At 55.6% G+C, this 15,176-nt stretch carries 19 protein-coding genes, 1 tRNA gene and 3 pseudogenes; 7 read left to right on the top strand and 16 right to left on the bottom strand.

All coding sequences use genetic code 11. The features are described from left to right. Positions 1–147 precede the first annotated feature (147 nt). Positions 148–873 carry an amidotransferase gene (locus tag HU731_RS08405; protein ID WP_186606886.1) on the top strand — a complete coding sequence of 242 codons (726 nt, stop codon included), beginning with the start codon at positions 148–150 and terminating at the stop codon, positions 871–873. Here the strand turns inward: HU731_RS08405 and HU731_RS08400 are convergent. The 3 genes from HU731_RS08400 to HU731_RS08390 form a co-directional block, all read right to left on the bottom strand. Continuing rightward, a complete protein-coding gene (locus HU731_RS08400) occupies positions 870–1,841 on the bottom strand; it encodes a magnesium and cobalt transport protein CorA (RefSeq protein ID WP_003193449.1) in 972 nt (323 codons plus the stop codon). The genes HU731_RS08405 and HU731_RS08400 overlap by 4 nt on opposite strands. Positions 1,842–1,999: 158 nt before the next feature. After that, positions 2,000–2,743: a 1-acylglycerol-3-phosphate O-acyltransferase gene (locus HU731_RS08395; RefSeq protein ID WP_186606887.1), complete on the bottom strand. Its 744-nt coding sequence runs from the start codon at positions 2,741–2,743 to the stop codon at positions 2,000–2,002. A 212-nt stretch (positions 2,744–2,955) separates the two neighbouring features. Then, entirely contained in the window at positions 2,956–3,648 is a 693-nt protein-coding gene (locus HU731_RS08390) for a crotonase/enoyl-CoA hydratase family protein (RefSeq protein WP_014719521.1), read from the bottom strand. Between the two features lie 321 nt (positions 3,649–3,969). Between HU731_RS08390 and HU731_RS08385 the strand changes: the two genes are divergently transcribed. Then, a tRNA-Ser gene (locus HU731_RS08385) sits at positions 3,970–4,059 on the top strand. A 926-nt stretch (positions 4,060–4,985) separates the two neighbouring features. Here HU731_RS08385 and HU731_RS08380 read toward each other — a convergent pair. The 4 genes and pseudogenes from HU731_RS08380 to HU731_RS08370 form a co-directional block, all read right to left on the bottom strand. Continuing rightward, positions 4,986–5,177 carry a GPW/gp25 family protein gene (locus HU731_RS08380; RefSeq protein WP_437180730.1) on the bottom strand — a complete coding sequence of 64 codons (192 nt, stop codon included), beginning with the start codon at positions 5,175–5,177 and terminating at the stop codon, positions 4,986–4,988. A gap of 7 nt (positions 5,178–5,184) precedes the next feature. Next, positions 5,185–5,358 (bottom strand): annotated as a pseudogene (locus tag HU731_RS28355) (phage baseplate assembly protein V); the annotation flags it as partial. Between the two features lie 13 nt (positions 5,359–5,371). Beyond that, positions 5,372–5,917: a hypothetical protein gene (locus HU731_RS08375; protein WP_186606888.1), complete on the bottom strand. Its 546-nt coding sequence runs from the start codon at positions 5,915–5,917 to the stop codon at positions 5,372–5,374. Positions 5,918–6,334: 417 nt separating this feature from the next. Beyond that, the gene (locus tag HU731_RS08370; protein ID WP_186606889.1) at positions 6,335–6,703 is read right to left on the bottom strand and encodes a winged helix-turn-helix transcriptional regulator; all 369 of its coding nucleotides are present in this window, start codon (positions 6,701–6,703) and stop codon (positions 6,335–6,337) included. Between the two features lie 97 nt (positions 6,704–6,800). Between HU731_RS08370 and HU731_RS08365 the strand changes: the two genes are divergently transcribed. Then, the gene (locus HU731_RS08365; RefSeq protein WP_186606890.1) at positions 6,801–7,553 is read left to right on the top strand and encodes an NADPH-dependent F420 reductase; all 753 of its coding nucleotides are present in this window, start codon (positions 6,801–6,803) and stop codon (positions 7,551–7,553) included. 127 nt (positions 7,554–7,680) lie between these two features. Here the strand turns inward: HU731_RS08365 and HU731_RS08360 are convergent, their stop codons facing one another. Together HU731_RS08360 and HU731_RS28345 are read right to left on the bottom strand one after the other, a co-directional pair. Beyond that, positions 7,681–7,950 (bottom strand): short-chain dehydrogenase, encoded by a 270-nt coding sequence (locus HU731_RS08360; protein ID WP_098950652.1) that lies wholly within the window; start codon positions 7,948–7,950, stop codon positions 7,681–7,683. Positions 7,951–8,288: 338 nt separating this feature from the next. Then, positions 8,289–8,465 (bottom strand): annotated as a pseudogene (locus tag HU731_RS28345) (EamA/RhaT family transporter); the annotation flags it as partial. 349 nt (positions 8,466–8,814) lie between these two features. Between HU731_RS28345 and HU731_RS08355 the strand changes: the two are divergent. The 3 genes from HU731_RS08355 to HU731_RS08345 all read left to right on the top strand — a co-directional run bounded on the left by HU731_RS08355 (position 8,815) and on the right by HU731_RS08345 (position 10,950). Next, positions 8,815–9,114 (top strand): 7(1) septoil knot domain-containing protein, encoded by a 300-nt coding sequence (locus HU731_RS08355; RefSeq protein WP_186606891.1) that lies wholly within the window; start codon positions 8,815–8,817, stop codon positions 9,112–9,114. A gap of 208 nt (positions 9,115–9,322) precedes the next feature. Beyond that, complete coding sequence (locus tag HU731_RS08350) at positions 9,323–10,450, top strand: saccharopine dehydrogenase NADP-binding domain-containing protein (RefSeq protein ID WP_186606892.1); 1,128 nt, start codon at positions 9,323–9,325, stop codon at positions 10,448–10,450. A 2-nt stretch (positions 10,451–10,452) separates the two neighbouring features. Further along, positions 10,453–10,950, top strand: coding sequence for a DUF2269 family protein (locus HU731_RS08345; protein ID WP_186606893.1), 498 nt, complete (start codon positions 10,453–10,455; stop codon positions 10,948–10,950). Between the two features lie 51 nt (positions 10,951–11,001). On the opposite strand, the gene HU731_RS08340 is transcribed toward HU731_RS08345, so the two are convergent. The 7 genes and pseudogenes from HU731_RS08340 to HU731_RS08310 all read right to left on the bottom strand — a co-directional run. Beyond that, complete coding sequence (locus tag HU731_RS08340; RefSeq protein WP_186606894.1) at positions 11,002–11,370, bottom strand: DoxX-like family protein; 369 nt, start codon at positions 11,368–11,370, stop codon at positions 11,002–11,004. Next, positions 11,367–11,819, bottom strand: a complete 453-nt coding sequence (locus HU731_RS08335; RefSeq protein ID WP_186606895.1) for a thiol-disulfide oxidoreductase DCC family protein — start codon at positions 11,817–11,819, stop codon at positions 11,367–11,369. Before HU731_RS08335 ends, HU731_RS08340 begins: the two co-directional genes overlap by 4 nt. 131 nt (positions 11,820–11,950) lie before the next feature. Continuing rightward, positions 11,951–12,583, bottom strand: coding sequence for a hypothetical protein (locus HU731_RS08330; RefSeq protein ID WP_186606896.1), 633 nt, complete (start codon positions 12,581–12,583; stop codon positions 11,951–11,953). Positions 12,584–12,684: 101 nt separating this feature from the next. Then, a complete protein-coding gene (locus HU731_RS08325) occupies positions 12,685–13,020 on the bottom strand; it encodes a hypothetical protein (protein ID WP_003193349.1) in 336 nt (111 codons plus the stop codon). Between the two features lie 243 nt (positions 13,021–13,263). Further along, a complete protein-coding gene (locus tag HU731_RS08320; protein WP_044275129.1) occupies positions 13,264–13,629 on the bottom strand; it encodes a DUF2784 domain-containing protein in 366 nt (121 codons plus the stop codon). 51 nt (positions 13,630–13,680) lie between these two features. After that, complete coding sequence (locus HU731_RS08315) at positions 13,681–14,007, bottom strand: type II toxin-antitoxin system RelB family anti-toxin (protein ID WP_003193344.1); 327 nt, start codon at positions 14,005–14,007, stop codon at positions 13,681–13,683. Next, positions 13,991–14,242 (bottom strand): annotated as a pseudogene (locus tag HU731_RS08310) (type II toxin-antitoxin system RelE family toxin); the annotation flags it as partial. The pseudogene HU731_RS08310 and the gene HU731_RS08315, both read right to left, overlap by 17 nt. Positions 14,243–14,467: 225 nt before the next feature. Between HU731_RS08310 and HU731_RS08305 the strand changes: the two are divergent. Beyond that, positions 14,468–15,154, top strand: coding sequence for an HAD-IA family hydrolase (locus HU731_RS08305; protein ID WP_186606898.1), 687 nt, complete (start codon positions 14,468–14,470; stop codon positions 15,152–15,154). Positions 15,155–15,176: the final 22 nt, after the last annotated feature.

Here is a 15,176-nt window from a genome sequence, read left to right as displayed (position 1 = left end):
GGCTACCTGCGTTATCGTTGACGTTTTTCGCGAGCAAGCTCGCTCCTACAGTGTGTGTGGGTGCCCATTGAGGGCTTGCTTTGGGGGTGTATTTCAGGGCAGGCTCTGGGGTGTGCAATATTCCCATCGCCGTGTCAGGTATTTTTTATGTCGCTACGCGTCTGCATCCTGGAAACCGATATTCTGCGTCCCGCTTTGATCGATGAGTACCAAGGCTATGGGCAGATGTTCAAGCGCCTGTTCGCCAAGCAACCGATTGCCGCCGAGTTTGTCGTCTACAACGTGGTGCAGGGCGAGTACCCGCCGGATGACGAAGTGTTTGACGCGTACCTGATCACCGGCAGCAAGGCCGATTCGTTCGGTACCGACCCTTGGATCCAGACCCTCAAGACCTACCTGCTCACGCGCTATGAGCGTGGCGACAAGCTGCTGGGTGTGTGCTTCGGCCATCAGTTGCTCGCGCTGCTGCTGGGCGGCAAGGCCGAACGGGCCAGCCAGGGCTGGGGCATGGGCACCCACGCCTACAAGCTGGATGCCAAGACGCCATGGATGAGTCCTGAGGTGCCGGAACTGACGCTATTGATCAGCCACCAGGATCAAGTCACCACTTTGCCGCAAAACGCCACGGTGATCGCCTCCAGCGAATTTTGCCCGTTTGCCGCGTACCACATCGGCGACCAGGTGCTGTGCTTCCAGGGCCATCCGGAGTTTGTTCACAACTATTCCCGCGAGTTGCTGGAAATACTTCAGACAACCCTGGGTGAAAAGGTCTACAGCAACGGCGTGGCCAGCCTGGAACGCGACCACCACGGCGTAACCGTGGCGGAATGGATGATGCGCTTTGTCGCGCACCAGCCTCAAGCCAAGGCTTAGAGCCAGCCCGAACGCTTGAAGCTGGCCCATAACCCGGTACAGCCCAGGGTAATAAACCCGAGCACCGCAAAATAGCCGTAGTGCCATTGCAGCTCGGGCATGTTCTGGAAGTTCATCCCATAAATCCCCGCCACCGCCGTGGGGAACGCCAGGATCGCCGCCCACGCGGCGAACTTGCGCTGCACCACGCTCTGGCGCGAGGCCTCCAGTAGCACACCGATCTCGATGGTCTGGCTGGCGATGTCGCGCAAGGTGGTGAGGTCTTCCATCTGCCGCGTAACGTGGATTTGCACGTCACGAAAGTACGGGCGCATGTTCTTATCGATAAACGGGAAGCTGAGCTTCTGCAACTCCTGGCTGATCTCCACCATCGGCGCCACATGCCGCTTGAGCCGCAACACATCGCGGCGCAGGCCGTGGAGGTGTTGGATGTCGCGCTCGTTGAGCGAACTGCACAGCACGTTACGCTCCAGCTCATCGATCTCGGCGTGGATCGCCTCGCTCACCGGCTGATAGTTTTCGGTGACAAAATCCAGCAGCGCATAGAGTACGAAATCTTCCCCATGCTCCAGCAACAACGGGCGCGCCTCACAACGCTGGCGCACAAAACCGTAGGACGCCGAGTGGCCGTTGCGAGCGGTGATGATGTAGCCGTTGCCGGCAAAGATATGGGTTTCGATAAACTCCAGCTTGCCGTTCTCGCGCACCGGGGAGTAGGTGACGATAAACAGCGCGTCGCCGAAGGTTTCCAGCTTCGGGCGGCTGTGTTTTTCCATGGCGTCTTCGATCGCCAGCTCGTGCAGGTTGAACTGGCGTTGCAGGTTGTTCAATTCCTGGGCGCTGGGTTCTTCCAGGCCGATCCACACAAAGTGCCCAGGTTTGGCGGCCCAGGCCGCGCCTTCATCGAGGGTGATATCCGAGACTTTCTTACCGGCGCTGTAAACGGCAGCCGCAACAACTCTACCCATGGTGCTGATCACTTCTTATCAAGAGGACAGGTGTTGGGCAGCTTAGCCTGAATGGCGTTCCGTTGTTGCTCACCGACATTGCCCACTCCCCTGTAGGAGCGAGCTTACTCGCGAAAATCGTCAACGATAACGCAGCGCCATCAGGTGACCCGCGTCGCTTATACGTTTTTCGCGAGCAAGCTCGCTCCTACAAGCTCACGGTCCATCTGCGCGATGCACTCAGCCATCTGCGTCTGACACGTCAGCAGCAACTGAGGGATGTCATCCACCGTCAACCCACAGGTAGGAATCGGCGGCAACGAGCGTATCAGCACACTACCGCTGGCCCAACGATTGAGCTTCATCTGCGTCACGTAATTGCTGACACACACCTGCACGATAGGCACACCGGCCGCAATCGCCATATGGAATGCACCTTTCTTGAACGGCAGCAGCCCTTTGCCCAGGTTGCGCGTGCCCTCCGGGAACACCCAGATCGACGTGTCCTCATGCTGCAAGGTATGCGTGGTGGTCAGCATTGCCCGCCGCGCCTTGTGCGCATTGCCACGGTCGATCAGCACATTGCCCGCCAGCCAGAACAGCTGGCCGAACAGCGGTACCCATTTCAGGCTTTTCTTGGCGATGCAGACCGTGCGGTGCGGCACTACATTGCCGAGCACAAACAGATCGTAGTTGGACTGATGGTTGGCAATCACCACGCAGGTACCGGGCTTGTTGCGCAGCGAGTCGACGTCGGCCTTCACGCTCAAGCCCAAGATCCGCATGGCCGGCAACGCATAGAGGCGAGCACAAAGGCGACTGTTGTCCGGATTGAACGGGCGGCACACACCGACTAACACACCCAGCACGCCGGCGAGCATAAAATGCAGGCCCATCAACAACATACGCAACAGAAAAAGCATCGACACGGCCCATCGGGACAAAAGGTGGCGCAGTGTACGGATGTGCACTGTATTCGGCAATTGCCCCTACAGACGTAGGAGATGGCCGATGTTTAAGTGCATGTTTCTACATGGGCCGATAACGGCTAGCTAGAGCGGCTACGGACGTTTCATATTTATAGGTAAGAAAAAGCCCGACTCAAGGTCGGGCTCAGGCACAGCTGGTGTAGGACTTAGCTCAGGCTATGGCCCTGATCCTGGATGATTGCATCGTCCAGGGCTTCGAGCAGTGCGCGGCGCACTTTCAACTTGGTGTGCTTGTGCGCGTTCATATTGATCTTCTTCAGCTGCCGTGCCGCTTCCAGTGCAGCCGCGTGCAGTTCTTCCGGTGCCACCACCTTGTCGAGGAAACCGGCGTGCAGGGCGCCTTGTGGATCAAACATCTCGGCATTGATCACCGAACGCTGAAACGCCGACTTACGCAGGCGATCGCGCGCCAACTCGATACCGGCGTGGTGCATGGTCATGCCAATCGCCACTTCATTGAGGCCAATGCTGAACGGGCCTTCGACGCCGATCCGATAATCGGCCGACAACAACAGGAACGCGCCCTTGGCCACCGCATGGCCAGGGCAGGCCACGATCACCGGGAACGGATGCGCCAACATCCGCCGCGCCAGGGTCGAACCTGAAGTCACCAGGCTAATCGCCTCTTTAGGGCCGGCGGTCATCACCTTCAAATCATAACCGCCCGACAAAATCCCCGGCGTGCCCGTGATGATCACCACCGCCCGATCCTTCTCGGCCTGATCCAGCGCCGCATTAAACTCACTGACCACCGCCGGAGAAATGGCATTCACCTTGCCGTTGCTCAAGGTCAGGGTCGCGATACCGTCTTCGAAGTGGTAGGCAATCAACTCACTCATGACGCGGTTCCTTGTAGGGCTTGTTATAGAGATAGATGCGCAGACGTTACTCACCACGCCCCCGCGGGTAAAGCGCCGTGACTGACTACCCAGTCAGGCTTTTGCCCCATCACCAAGGGTAGACACCCCGGAGCAGGGCGCAGCAAGCATTCCAGACACGTGCCGCCGCTGCCTGAGAATGGCACAATCACCACCCCCTGCCGGGCGGTGAATGGCATTACCGTCTAACCGCATGAAAATTCTGAAAAAAACCTTTGCCATCAGAAAGGCTTTCGACTACATTAGCGCGCCTCGACAGACTGAACTGGTTTGACGAGATACGGTGAAGTGTCCGAGTGGCTTAAGGAGCACGCCTGGAAAGTGTGTATACAAGAAATTGTATCGAGAGTTCGAATCTCTCCTTCACCGCCACATTGTTATGAAAAAGCCCCGTTTTACGGGGCTTTTTTGTGCCTGATGATTTTGTTCCTCCCATTTGTTCCCCATTCGGATTTTGGAAAGGCAGCCTCGCCGCCAGGTGGCTCTCGATGGGGCGCTTTTTCGTATTAGCAATCCACGCTGGCGTCTGTGCGCAGCTCGTTGAGCTGATCTCTATTGATTTCGACCCAATGAGCAACCAGGAAAAATCTGCGTAAGGATTTGGTGGCGGTACAGGTGCTGTCCCCTGTTTTGAGTGACCTCCACATGCGTATTACCGACACTTATCACTGATTTATCGACGTTAGTGGCCTAATAGATTGGCCATGATCTTTGACACGGTCATCCTCGATAACGATTTTGCTGCTGGAGGAGACGTAGTACTCGCTCGTTTGTGCTAGATCTTGGACGAGCATTAAGTAGCCTCTGGAATCGCTACGCGACCACGTGTCGCTACTGCCTTGCTCTATTGGGAAGTAGTCCTCACTGGGGTTGCTATCAGTCTTCCATGCACTTACCGCAACTTTGACAATTCTGCTTGCGCCATTTGTGATTGTGATGGTCATATTTACATTCCTTTTGAGTTTTGAATTCCATGAGTTGGCTCCCTATTTAAAATAAAGCTGCAGACTTGCCACTGCTACAAAAAATCCGTAGTTAGGTTAACTCGCTGGTCAAGCTATATCCAATTGATGCTGGGGGCGCTCAATGCTGGGCGCCAAGTAAAATATAATTTATCGAAATGGGTATATTGTTCTGCCTGCTTCCACAGTCAAGCCTACAGACGGGAAAATGCAAGGAGAAGGGGACAGGTTTTTTTGATTTTCTTTCCTCCTCGTTCAAAGCAAACAAACCCCCAGGTTTCGAAAGAAACCTGGGGGTTTGTAATTTTTGAGCTTGGAAAACCTACTGTTCTTAGATTATGCGCACGGCATATCCATTCGTACGCGCAGACGGTTGACGTCGTTGAAGGGGTGATCCACCAACTCTGGCACCAGGCTGCCGCATTCGCGGTGCATTCCACGCATGCCAATGCGTGCGGTCAGAATGTCGGTGATCGCCTGACGGATGTGCTCGCGCTCGCTGATAGCACCGCCGGTATGTCGGTTCATGATAGGTCGGCACCCCAGACTGGTCGCCGCCGGCCTTGACGCCGGTGTGCGGGTGTCTGACCAAGCTGACGCCGGCTGCGATTACATCACTAGATACCTGGACTTGGCCGGTGACCGTCTGATTCCTGGTTTGGATGTAGTCACCTTTGTGGGTGATGTCGCCTTCTAGGTTGATGTCGCCGAAGCATCGCGAACTATCGGATAAAAATAGCGACTGCCAGAATTATAATAATCATGCCTAATGAGGCGATCGCCATGATAATAGAATTAAGTTTTTTATGGAGTTTTTCAATTGTGGTGGTTAATTTTTTGATTTCTACGTCATGGCAGATGTGTTTTTCGCTGGAGGCTGCTGAGTCATTATCGAGAGAGCTTTTGTCTGCGTGAGCTGCAATGATACTTCCGCCTGCTCCTGAGCAAGCAAATAATAATACTTGCGAGTAGATATCTAGGTAGTCTTTGTAATGTTGCGGAATGGTGTTGGAAGGAACGAAGATGTAAATTATTTTCAAGTATAGAGTTTGAAATAAAACGCCAAACATTATAATGAATAACCCTTTGATCACTCTATCCTGCTTGAGGTCAAGTATCATGATGAGAGCCAAAAAGACTCCTAGGATCAACGTTGATATGGCTATTTCTGGCTTGCCGAATATGCCAGCTGTGATAGGTGATACAAACGCTAGTATGAAGGCAGCCACCCACAAGCCTACGATCATTTTGTAATTTGGCTTTGCCATATTTTGCTTTCCTTGCATTTTAGTTCTCGACCAAAAAGAGTTCATTGAGTTGGTTTTGTCAGTAAAGTGTCGCGAATTATATCAAGGTCTATGTCTATGAAACCTAATAGTTCAAGTTGCTCGTAACGAATCTCTGGTGCACTGCGCTCAGCACGGTCTTTGATGGCTACGTCTCAATTCCAGGCCGATAGAGCGGGCGAGTTGATTGCGGGCGGCTGGCTGGAGTTGCTCCAGCAGGCCGGACGCCCGGGTTTCGATGGCTTCCAGCTTACTCTATCGAGAATGTCGGATTCGACTGAATAAGGTTCTGCATTTTTTCGTAGTTTTCCAGCAGCTCCGCTTGGCGGATGCTGATCCATCTAGAACGGGCAGCATCACGCTGTCAGGGGCCCCGCAAAGGCGGTCGAGATGATCGTTTTAGGCCTGGTCAAAAGGGCTGCGCCTCTGTTCGGCCCATTCAATCAAAGCCTGCATCGACGGTCCCAACGCGTATCCATCCTCGGTCAACTCATACTCAACTTTCGGTGGAACCTGCGGGTAAACCGTGCGGCGAACAATTGCGTCTTTTTCGAGCTGCTTAAGCTGCTGGATAAGCATTTTCTGGTTGATACCCTCTATGAGCTTTTCAAGATCAGAAAAGCGCAGAGGGCCTTTGGCTGCGAACAGCTGGCAAAGGATGATGATCTTCCATTTTCCCTCCAGTACACGGAGGGTCTCCAGGGTTGCTTCAGCCCATTTCACTCGATTTTTTGGGTCGGCACAGTCCCATTCTCGTTCACTGTTCATAGTTTGGTTCGTTACTTACCTTTTGGTGTGTACTTATCATTATCTCACTATTCTCCTAAGGTAGGCGCCTACCCGGAACCTATACGAGCGAGAACTCATGAAAATTGGCGTGATTGGGACAGGAAACATTGGCGCAACCCTTGCCCGGAAGATGATTGCCGCAGGCCATGAAGTGCAGGTGGCTAACTCCAAAGGCATTGAGGGGGTTCGTGCATTCGCCAACGAGATAGGGGCGGTACCTGCAGATATTTCGGGCGTTGTTCGAGATGCCGAAGTGATATTTTTATCTATCCCTTTTCCGGCAGTGGCTGATCTGCCTGCTGACTTGTTCGCATCTGTTCCATTGGACGTCCCTGTCGTGGATACCGGCAATTACTACCCAGGCTTGAGGGATCAGAAAATTGCGGAAATAGAGGAAGGCATGGCCGAAAGCGTTTGGGTTTCGAAACAGATTGGAAGGCCGGTGATTAAGGCGTTCAACAATTTGTTAGCCTATTCGCTCGCTGAACTCGGCCAGCCCGAGGGCGCGCCCGGACGATTGGCGGCGGCGGTCGCTGGGGACGATCAGGTCGGTGTGCAGACAGTCATGGAACTGGTGAGCGAATCAGGTTTTGATCCAGTCAATGCGGGTTCACTTGAGCAGTCGTGGCGGCAACAACCTGCAACCCCTGCGTACTGCTGCGACTACACCGCCGTTGATATGCGCCGGGCCCTCGATGCGGCAGTTAAAGGTGAGGCGCCAAAAATTCGGGATCGGGTGATAGAGCATTTCGCTAAGCTGGGACCCAACCCTAGTCACGCGGATATCGTTGCGATGAATCGTCAACTGAGCCCGATAGTGCGCTCGTAACAGAGGTTGGCAAAGGCACAGGTTTATTTGATTTTCGTTTCACCACGTTCACAGCAAACAAAACCCCAGGTTTCGAAAGAAACCTGGGGTTTTGTAATTTTTGAGTTTGAAAGCTGCTGTTCTTAGATCATGCGCACGGCGCGTCCATCCGTCGCCCGATGACATCGAGCAAATCGCACCCGTCCCGCAGAGGGATTGAGCAGAGCAGTGCAAAATCACTCAGCACCACCGCATCACTACTGATTTCACTACGTAGGGCGAGGTTTTCAAGCACTTGAGTGACGGCACGAAGCCGATAAGTCGCAGCATCGAGGAGTATTTCCAGTGGCGCGGTGGTGTCGACAAAAAGGGCAGGGGTGGCGGCGTCGTTGCTGGTGAGGGCCATGTATTGGTTCATGTGTGAAACTCCGGTTGTCAAAGGAGAGCAACCACACATTTGTCGCCAAACAAAAGGGTGGTAGCTGTACGCAGGTTGGCGAACCGGGACAATCGGAAAAACCGGCAGACCCGAAGGTCTCCCGCGCACAGCTACCGTCGAGCAGCTTATTGCGCGCAGAGGCATCCCGCAAATCCCGAGAGGCATCTGTCGATTTATCATCGGGTCGCCAAACCCGTTCGCTATGTGAGCGACCGTCAGACTATAGGTGTGGCGATTTTAAAACGGCAGCCCATCGCTTCTGAGTAATGTGTAGGACGTTGCCCAAAGCCACCAACACCCTATCCCTAAGCCCGCCCTCAATGCCTATGCCGATGATGCACATCCGGAACATGCGCATGGCTATGCCTCATCGCCCCATGTAAATGCACATGGCTATGAGGCACCTTCGAATCCCATTCGAACCTATGCTCATGCTGATGATGTTCATCATGCACATGCACATGCACATGCACATGCACATGCACATGCACATGCACATGCACATGCCAATGCCAATGTTCCGTGGCTTCAGACGGAAAAAGGGGACGGATTTATTTACGTTATGGCCCGTACAGCGTTGTGTTTTATCGCTAACTTCGCCGACGGGAACCCTCTGTTATTTCCGGCTCAGGGTTGCTATCGAAAGTCCGGAAACAACCAAGGTGAAACCCGCGCCCAGAATCGGCCAAAGCAGTCAAAAGCCAGATCGCCGAGTCGTTATGTGTGGCGTATGTTGACGCCGTCGGCAACGGGGTGGGTGAGTTTAAGGGATAGGCGTTTTTCGGCACGCCCCGCGCGGCTACGGATAGACTGGACGCCTCAATTTTTCAGGATGCAATACTCATGTTCAAAGTTGCCCTCGCTTCCTTGCTGTTGACCTGCACCTTTTGCGCTCACGCCGGTACGACGGTCGATGTGTCGAGGATTTACGGCAAGATCCAGTTCGTGGACAGCTATCCCGACTACAAGGTGAAGGTGGTGAATCAATTCCCCGACCTCAAAGTAAAGAAGGTGGATTCCTGGCCGGACTCTGTCGGGAAATGGCAAACCGTCGATAGCTATCCTGATTACAAGATCCAGATTGTCGATTCCTATCCGGACTTCACTATTGAATATGTAGAGAGCTGGCCTGGAGTCAATTGATCGCGGTAAACCGTTGCAGGTGGTCTGAGACGGCTTGTGGGGCGGGCTGGTGATCAGCCAGGGCAGGGCTCTGTAAAACCGTAGTCCTTCTTCTCACTCTTTCTGTTGATCTGGCCCAAGCTGTTAAGCAAATCGGGTATCTTTAGCCGCCTCAGCCGCCAGGCTGCCTCAGGCGCAGCGCATGATCGTTTGTTTAGGGAAGAATGGAATGACACTCAGGGTGTTGGTAGTCGGTGGCTACGGCAATTTCGGCAGCATCGTTTGCCGGCATCTGGTGGTGGCGCCGGGCATTGAACTGGTGATCTCGGGTCGAGACCCACATAAGCTGCAGCGCAAGGTGGATGAGCTGAAAAGCCAGTCGAACACCGCTTGCGAGGGTTGGTGCGGCGATGCCATGGGCGCCGGGTTCGCCTCCGTTTTGCGTTCGATGAACATCAAGTGGGTGATCCACACCGGCGGCCCGTTCCAGGGGCAGTCCTATGCTGTCGCCCAGAGTTGCATCGACGCTGGCGTGAACTACTGCGACTTGTCCGACTGCCGCACCTTCGTCAACGGCGTGAGCGTGCTGGATGCACAAGCACGGCAGGCAGGCGTGGCGATCCTTAGCGGGTGCAGCTCCGTGCCGACGCTGTCGTGCGCCATGATCGATCAGTATCGCTATCGCTTCACCCGTATCGACTCGATCGAGCACGGTATTTCCTCCTCGGCCAAGATGCCGGGCCTGTCCACCGTCGAAGGTGTGCTGGCTTACGCGGGCAAACCAATCAAGCAGCTCAGGCATGGCCAGGTGCATGAAGTGCTGGGCTGGCAGGACCTGACGCTGCGCAAAATGCCTGAGCTTGGCACGCGGGTGTTGGCGAATGTGGATGTGCCCGACATGGACATATTTGCTGGCCGCTATGGTGCCGACACCCTGAGCTTCAAGGCTGGTGCGGGGCTCAAGCTTGGCGGTGTCGCCAACTATCTGCTGGCCCAGGCGCTGCGGTGGGGCGTCGTGCGTGACCATCTTGCCTGGGCTGCGCGGCTGCATCGGCTGGGTACTTGGTTCGAGCGCTTTGGCGATGGCAAAAGCGCGATGTACATCGACGTGAACGGCCTCGGTGCAGAAGGGCAACCGCTGTCCATGGCGGTGCAACTGACGGCGCTGAATGACAAAGGCCCGGAAATCCCCAGCTGTGCCGCCGTTGCTCTGGCCCTCAAAGTCGCCCAAGGCTATGGGCCTGAACCCGGTGCGCGGCCGTGCGTTGGCGAAATCACCGTCGACGAATACATGGCCGCCATCAACGACCCGGCGAACCTTAGCCTGGCCGTGCATTTCTCTGACGGGCAGGGCTGACCATGCTCTATCTGAGCCTGAAATACATCCACATCATCGCGGCGATTTTCCTGTTTGGCTTCGGCATGGGCTCGTATCTGTATCTGATCGCCGCGAGCCGCACGGCCAACCCGCAAGTGATTGCCCATGTGGCGCGGATGGTGGTGCAGTTCGATACCTGGATCACTACGCCGGCGGGCGTCGTCCAGATCATTACCGGCTTTGTGTTGATCAAGCTTGCCGGACTTGGGCTGACCACCGAATGGGTGCTGACTTCGCTGATCATCTTCCTGTGTGTGGGCGCTCTTTGGCTGCCGGTGCTGGTGCTGCAGAAGCGTTTGCAGCAGATGGCGCTCAGTGCGGTTGAGACGGGCAGGGCGCTTGGCGATGGATACCGCAGCGTCTATAGGCAATGGTTCTGGATGGGTGTTTTGGGTTTCTCTGGGATGTTTGTGATCGTGCTGATCATGGTGACGAAGATGACGCCATGGCAGTTGATTGGGCTGTTGCTGGATGGCTGACATCAGCGCTGGCCGTTGCACTTGAGGCCCTCGGGCTGAAATAAATGCCGTTCAGGGCTTGGTATTCCAAGCCACCGCACACAACGCCAAACCCGCCACATTCAGCGACACAGGATTAAACGCTTCCCTGAGCATCGACGGGCTGAACACCGCCACATCCACCAGCAGCCCCGCCAGCGCAGTCGCAGCCACTACAAGCGGCCAGACACTGCGTGGCGAAAGCAGTATCCATATCGCCAGGGCAATTTCCCCAACCCCCGCCAGCGTAGCGAACAACCGCACCTGCTCGATCCCGTGCGCCTGGATCATTGCCCGCTCACCCTGGCTTAGCCACAGCAGCTTCGGCACCAGCCCATGGTAGGCAAACATGAAAGCCAGGCCGCCCCGGGCGATCCAGTTGATGCGCAACAGGGGATTCATGGCTGATCCTTTAAAAAGCGCTGTTCATGGTCCGCGTTCGGCAACAGACAGGTATCGTATTTCCCGAACAGCCGATAGCGATTGCGCGCGATGCGGTCGTAAGCCCAATCCCGAAGAAAGCGCGGGATGCCGCGCAGAAGCAGCATTGGGCGCCAGCGGGCAGGCAGTTGCGCAATGATTTCCAGCACCGCCTCCGAACGCTCCCAACAGTGCCGATAGCGGATCACTGCGAGGGTGTCGAACTGCTCCAGCGGCAACCCCGCCCACGCCAGCAGCGCCTGGCCCTCGGGTGACTGCACGGCGGCTAATCGCAAGCGCCGTTGGTGGTCGTGGCGGATCAGAAACCTTGCCCAACCGTTACACAGCTTGCACACCCCGTCGAACAACACCACGGTTTCACCGGGCTTGAGGAATGGCGCGGGGGTAGGGCGGGTGTCGGAGGCAGGCATGTGTAGGTCCAGTCTGGCCGGGTTAGCCTGGATCATACCTGCCTTCGCCTGCACTGTAGTGTTTGGGGTTAGCTACCCCCAATGGGCTTCAGGGGGCGCGCCGATGATTCGAAGGCAGATCTGTCACCGCTTCAAGGCGATTCTTCGGTACTCAGAAACGGTCCGACTGAGCCAAATGGGTAACTGTTCATGCCAATACGCAAAGGCGCTATCGGGCTAGCTGCAGCGCCGATCAGCAGGACGTTGTCGATAACAATGGTCTCTCCCGGTGCCCGATTATCTGCGGCGACGATGAGGTAATAAGTACCGCTGTTTTTCACTGTACCGGTCAAGGCTTGGTTGATGACTCCGACTATGCCCGTCGCCTTGCCAAAGCCTTCGCCTTGCACATTACCCTGGGCATCCATGAGGATTAAATACGGGTTCAAAGCGTATTTGCTGAATCCTAAACAGGCGTTGACGCACCAAGAGTTAACGTTGATATGGAAGACTTTGTCTTTAACCAGGGTAGTGCTGAACACTCGATAATTAGAGGGCGTTCCATTGATCAGGATACGAGGTTCTGCGGCGGTAATTTTCCATTGAGGTGGTCGCCAACCGGGGTCGACAGGCATGGGTACTGCCTGCGAAATATGCAGGGCTTCCACTGGTGTGAGAGCCAAAGGCGTCTGGCTGTTTTTGACTTGGTCTATAAACAGCGTTGCTGGACTGCTTGAACACGCCGTTATAAAAAAACAGAAGAGTGATACAAACACTATTCGCATGACTGCTTCCTTTAATCGGCTGCTCTCGACGTAGCACACCCGCTTATCACTTGCGCTAAAAAGCCGCTGTCTCATACCGAGATCAAGCGGCTTTTTCACACTTACTGCGCGGTCTTCAGCTTAATCACATCACCGGAGATCTTGGTGGTGTAGCCGTTCAATACCCAGGCCCAGAACCACTTTTCCTGCACTTGCGTGTTGATCAGCGCATCGCCGCCCTTGGCCTTGATGGCTGCATCCTGGGCGCGCACGAAGCGGTTGTTCTGGCCGATGGGGATAACGCCCAACAGCATGATGCCGGTGGCGCTGGCTTCGCTGTGGCCGAGCACGGTGTATTGGCTGGCGTCGTATTGCTGGGTTTTCATGGCGGTGCCGGTGCAACCTGCCAGGGTGAAACCAAGTACGGCTGCTGCAACGACTTTACTGACGTATTTCACTTATAACTCCATAGGTTCAATCTCGAGATTCAATTCTCGGGGGGCGACACTCTAAGCGCTCAGTTGGCAGATTGAAATCAATCAGCGAGGCTGTGATGCAGATGACTCAGTCTGGCGCGTGCTCTGCGGTGATCCCATCGCAGCCTCGCTGGGGCTCGACAGCTCCGACATTTGCTCTTCGGCGTGTCATAGATGCAACCACGACGGATTGAGGTGCGCTGATTCTTCACCAGCGCAGCTGTCTCAAGCCTGTACGTAACGCCGGATAACCCGCCCATACACCGCGAGGTTGATCACCACCACCACGGCTCCCAGCAGCAATTGGATATTGGCAGTCAGCCCGGCGGGGTAGATCAGCGTGAGGATGTAGTGCTCGATAAACCCGCCGCCATAACCGTCCTGCCCCGCCAGGTGGCGAAACAGGTTTTCCCAACGGGTGAGCGGGCAGGGCAGGTGCAGCACCTCCACCGCGATGCCCCAGGCAACGGCGGGCAGGTGCAGCCACATTACCCTGGGCCACTTCAGGGTGAGCAGGCCGCCGAACAGCACGAACAGGATAAAGGCCAGGTGGAACAGCACGAGGCCGTCGGCGGCTAGGCGGTAGAGCATGTTTGAGCTCGATGTGAGGTGAAGGGGGACGTGAATTTTTGCAGGGTGACGTTATAGCTCCAGTTGACTGGCATTGATACCGAACGCCTTGGCTATCTTTTCCCGAGTGGTGCGGCGGGGTTTGCTGACCGCTTCCTGCTGGGCAAATGCCGATTGTGAAATACCCAGGCGTTGGGCGACTTCTTCCTGGGTCAAACTCAGGTGCTCGCGCCACGCGCGGATAGGTGTTGCGCCATCCACCAGGCGGCTGACTACCGCATGGGGGATCAGGTTTGGATCGTTTTGCTGCGCCACGTAGTGTTCATAGGGAATCACTACATAGGCTGGCTTGCCCTGCGTATTGTGGATGATCTGTACGGCAGTAGGTTCGCTCGTCACGTTTTTTAACCTCTTGGATGCTGACGACCTGGATGCTGCCGTCCCAGTCGAAAAGGACCCGGTAATGACCTACCCGCAAGCGATAGCTGTGAGGATGGTTAACCAGCACCTTGACGTTGATTGCATCGGGCATGTGTTCAAGAGCGGACACGGCATCGCGTACCTGTTGCTGATGATATGAATGCAACCGAAGCAATTGTTTGACGGCTTTTCGCGTCCAGTGGATTGAGTTCATGGAGGTTAATAAGTCTTTTATAAGGTTTGCAATCGGTATTTTCAGATCCGTGTCGACGGGTCATGACGTTGTCCTCTCAAACCCTAGACGGCCGCCGTCAGCGCCGATGGTTAAAACTGTTGCTTGGTATGAATCAACGGTCGTGGTCCACGAAGGTTGCTTGCAGGCAACGAGGGCCGTTATTGTGCTGAATCCTTTTAGTCCTCGCCCCAAGGTTGTGTTGTGATGAATGCACCGCGTACCGCTGTCCCGATCAAGGCCGTGATTTTCGATATGGACGGGTTGTTGCTGGATACCGAAGGCATCTACACCGAAGTCACGCAGATCATTGCCGAACGCTATGGCCGTACCTACGACTGGAGCATCAAGCAGCACATCATCGGGCGGGGCGCCCAGGATTTGGCCGACTATGTGGTCAAGGCGCTGGACCTGCCGATCACGCCGGCGCAGTTTCTGGAAATACGCGAACCGTTGATGAGCGAGCGTTTTCCCAAGGCCCTGGGCATGCCCGGTGCAGAGGCGTTGGTGCGGCACTTGAAGGCGCACAATATTCCGATTGCGGTGGGCACCAGTTCATCGCGTAATTCGTTTGGCCACAAGACCACCCTGCACCGTGAATGGTTTGGCCTGTTCGACACCATCGTCACCGCCGACGACCCGGAGGTCGGCGCCGCCAAGCCTGCGCCAGATATCTTCCTCACCGCCGCGCGCCGGTTGGGCGTAGCGCCTGAGGATTGCCTGGTGTTCGAAGACTCGCCGTTCGGCGTGACGGCGGCGAAGGCTGCGCACATGACCGCCATTGCGGTGCCTGATGAGGCGATGGCTGACAGCAAGTACCAGCATGCTGACCTGATTATTCGCAAACTCGCCGACTTTGACCTGGCCGCCTACGGCTTGCCTCCCATGGCCTGACCCCGCGCGGTAATAAATGTGT

Source organism: Pseudomonas salmasensis (assembly GCF_014268375.2).
Lineage (GTDB): Bacteria > Pseudomonadota > Gammaproteobacteria > Pseudomonadales > Pseudomonadaceae > Aquipseudomonas > Aquipseudomonas salmasensis.
This window is presented reverse-complemented; position numbering and strand designations above follow the sequence as displayed.

Coding starts and splice junctions, on each gene's coding strand:
- HU731_RS08405 (WP_186606886.1), top strand. CDS start 148: ATGTCGCTACGCGTCTGCATCCTGGAAACCGATATTCTGCGTCCCGCT.
- HU731_RS08400 (WP_003193449.1), bottom strand. CDS start 1,841: ATGGGTAGAGTTGTTGCGGCTGCCGTTTACAGCGCCGGTAAGAAAGTC.
- HU731_RS08395 (WP_186606887.1), bottom strand. CDS start 2,743: ATGCTTTTTCTGTTGCGTATGTTGTTGATGGGCCTGCATTTTATGCTC.
- HU731_RS08390 (WP_014719521.1), bottom strand. CDS start 3,648: ATGAGTGAGTTGATTGCCTACCACTTCGAAGACGGTATCGCGACCCTG.
- HU731_RS08380 (WP_437180730.1), bottom strand. CDS start 5,177: ATGAACCGACATACCGGCGGTGCTATCAGCGAGCGCGAGCACATCCGT.
- HU731_RS08375 (WP_186606888.1), bottom strand. CDS start 5,917: ATGGCAAAGCCAAATTACAAAATGATCGTAGGCTTGTGGGTGGCTGCC.
- HU731_RS08370 (WP_186606889.1), bottom strand. CDS start 6,703: ATGAACAGTGAACGAGAATGGGACTGTGCCGACCCAAAAAATCGAGTG.
- HU731_RS08365 (WP_186606890.1), top strand. CDS start 6,801: ATGAAAATTGGCGTGATTGGGACAGGAAACATTGGCGCAACCCTTGCC.
- HU731_RS08360 (WP_098950652.1), bottom strand. CDS start 7,950: ATGAACCAATACATGGCCCTCACCAGCAACGACGCCGCCACCCCTGCC.
- HU731_RS08355 (WP_186606891.1), top strand. CDS start 8,815: ATGTTCAAAGTTGCCCTCGCTTCCTTGCTGTTGACCTGCACCTTTTGC.
- HU731_RS08350 (WP_186606892.1), top strand. CDS start 9,323: ATGACACTCAGGGTGTTGGTAGTCGGTGGCTACGGCAATTTCGGCAGC.
- HU731_RS08345 (WP_186606893.1), top strand. CDS start 10,453: ATGCTCTATCTGAGCCTGAAATACATCCACATCATCGCGGCGATTTTC.
- HU731_RS08340 (WP_186606894.1), bottom strand. CDS start 11,370: ATGAATCCCCTGTTGCGCATCAACTGGATCGCCCGGGGCGGCCTGGCT.
- HU731_RS08335 (WP_186606895.1), bottom strand. CDS start 11,819: ATGCCTGCCTCCGACACCCGCCCTACCCCCGCGCCATTCCTCAAGCCC.
- HU731_RS08330 (WP_186606896.1), bottom strand. CDS start 12,583: ATGCGAATAGTGTTTGTATCACTCTTCTGTTTTTTTATAACGGCGTGT.
- HU731_RS08320 (WP_044275129.1), bottom strand. CDS start 13,629: ATGCTCTACCGCCTAGCCGCCGACGGCCTCGTGCTGTTCCACCTGGCC.
- HU731_RS08305 (WP_186606898.1), top strand. CDS start 14,468: ATGAATGCACCGCGTACCGCTGTCCCGATCAAGGCCGTGATTTTCGAT.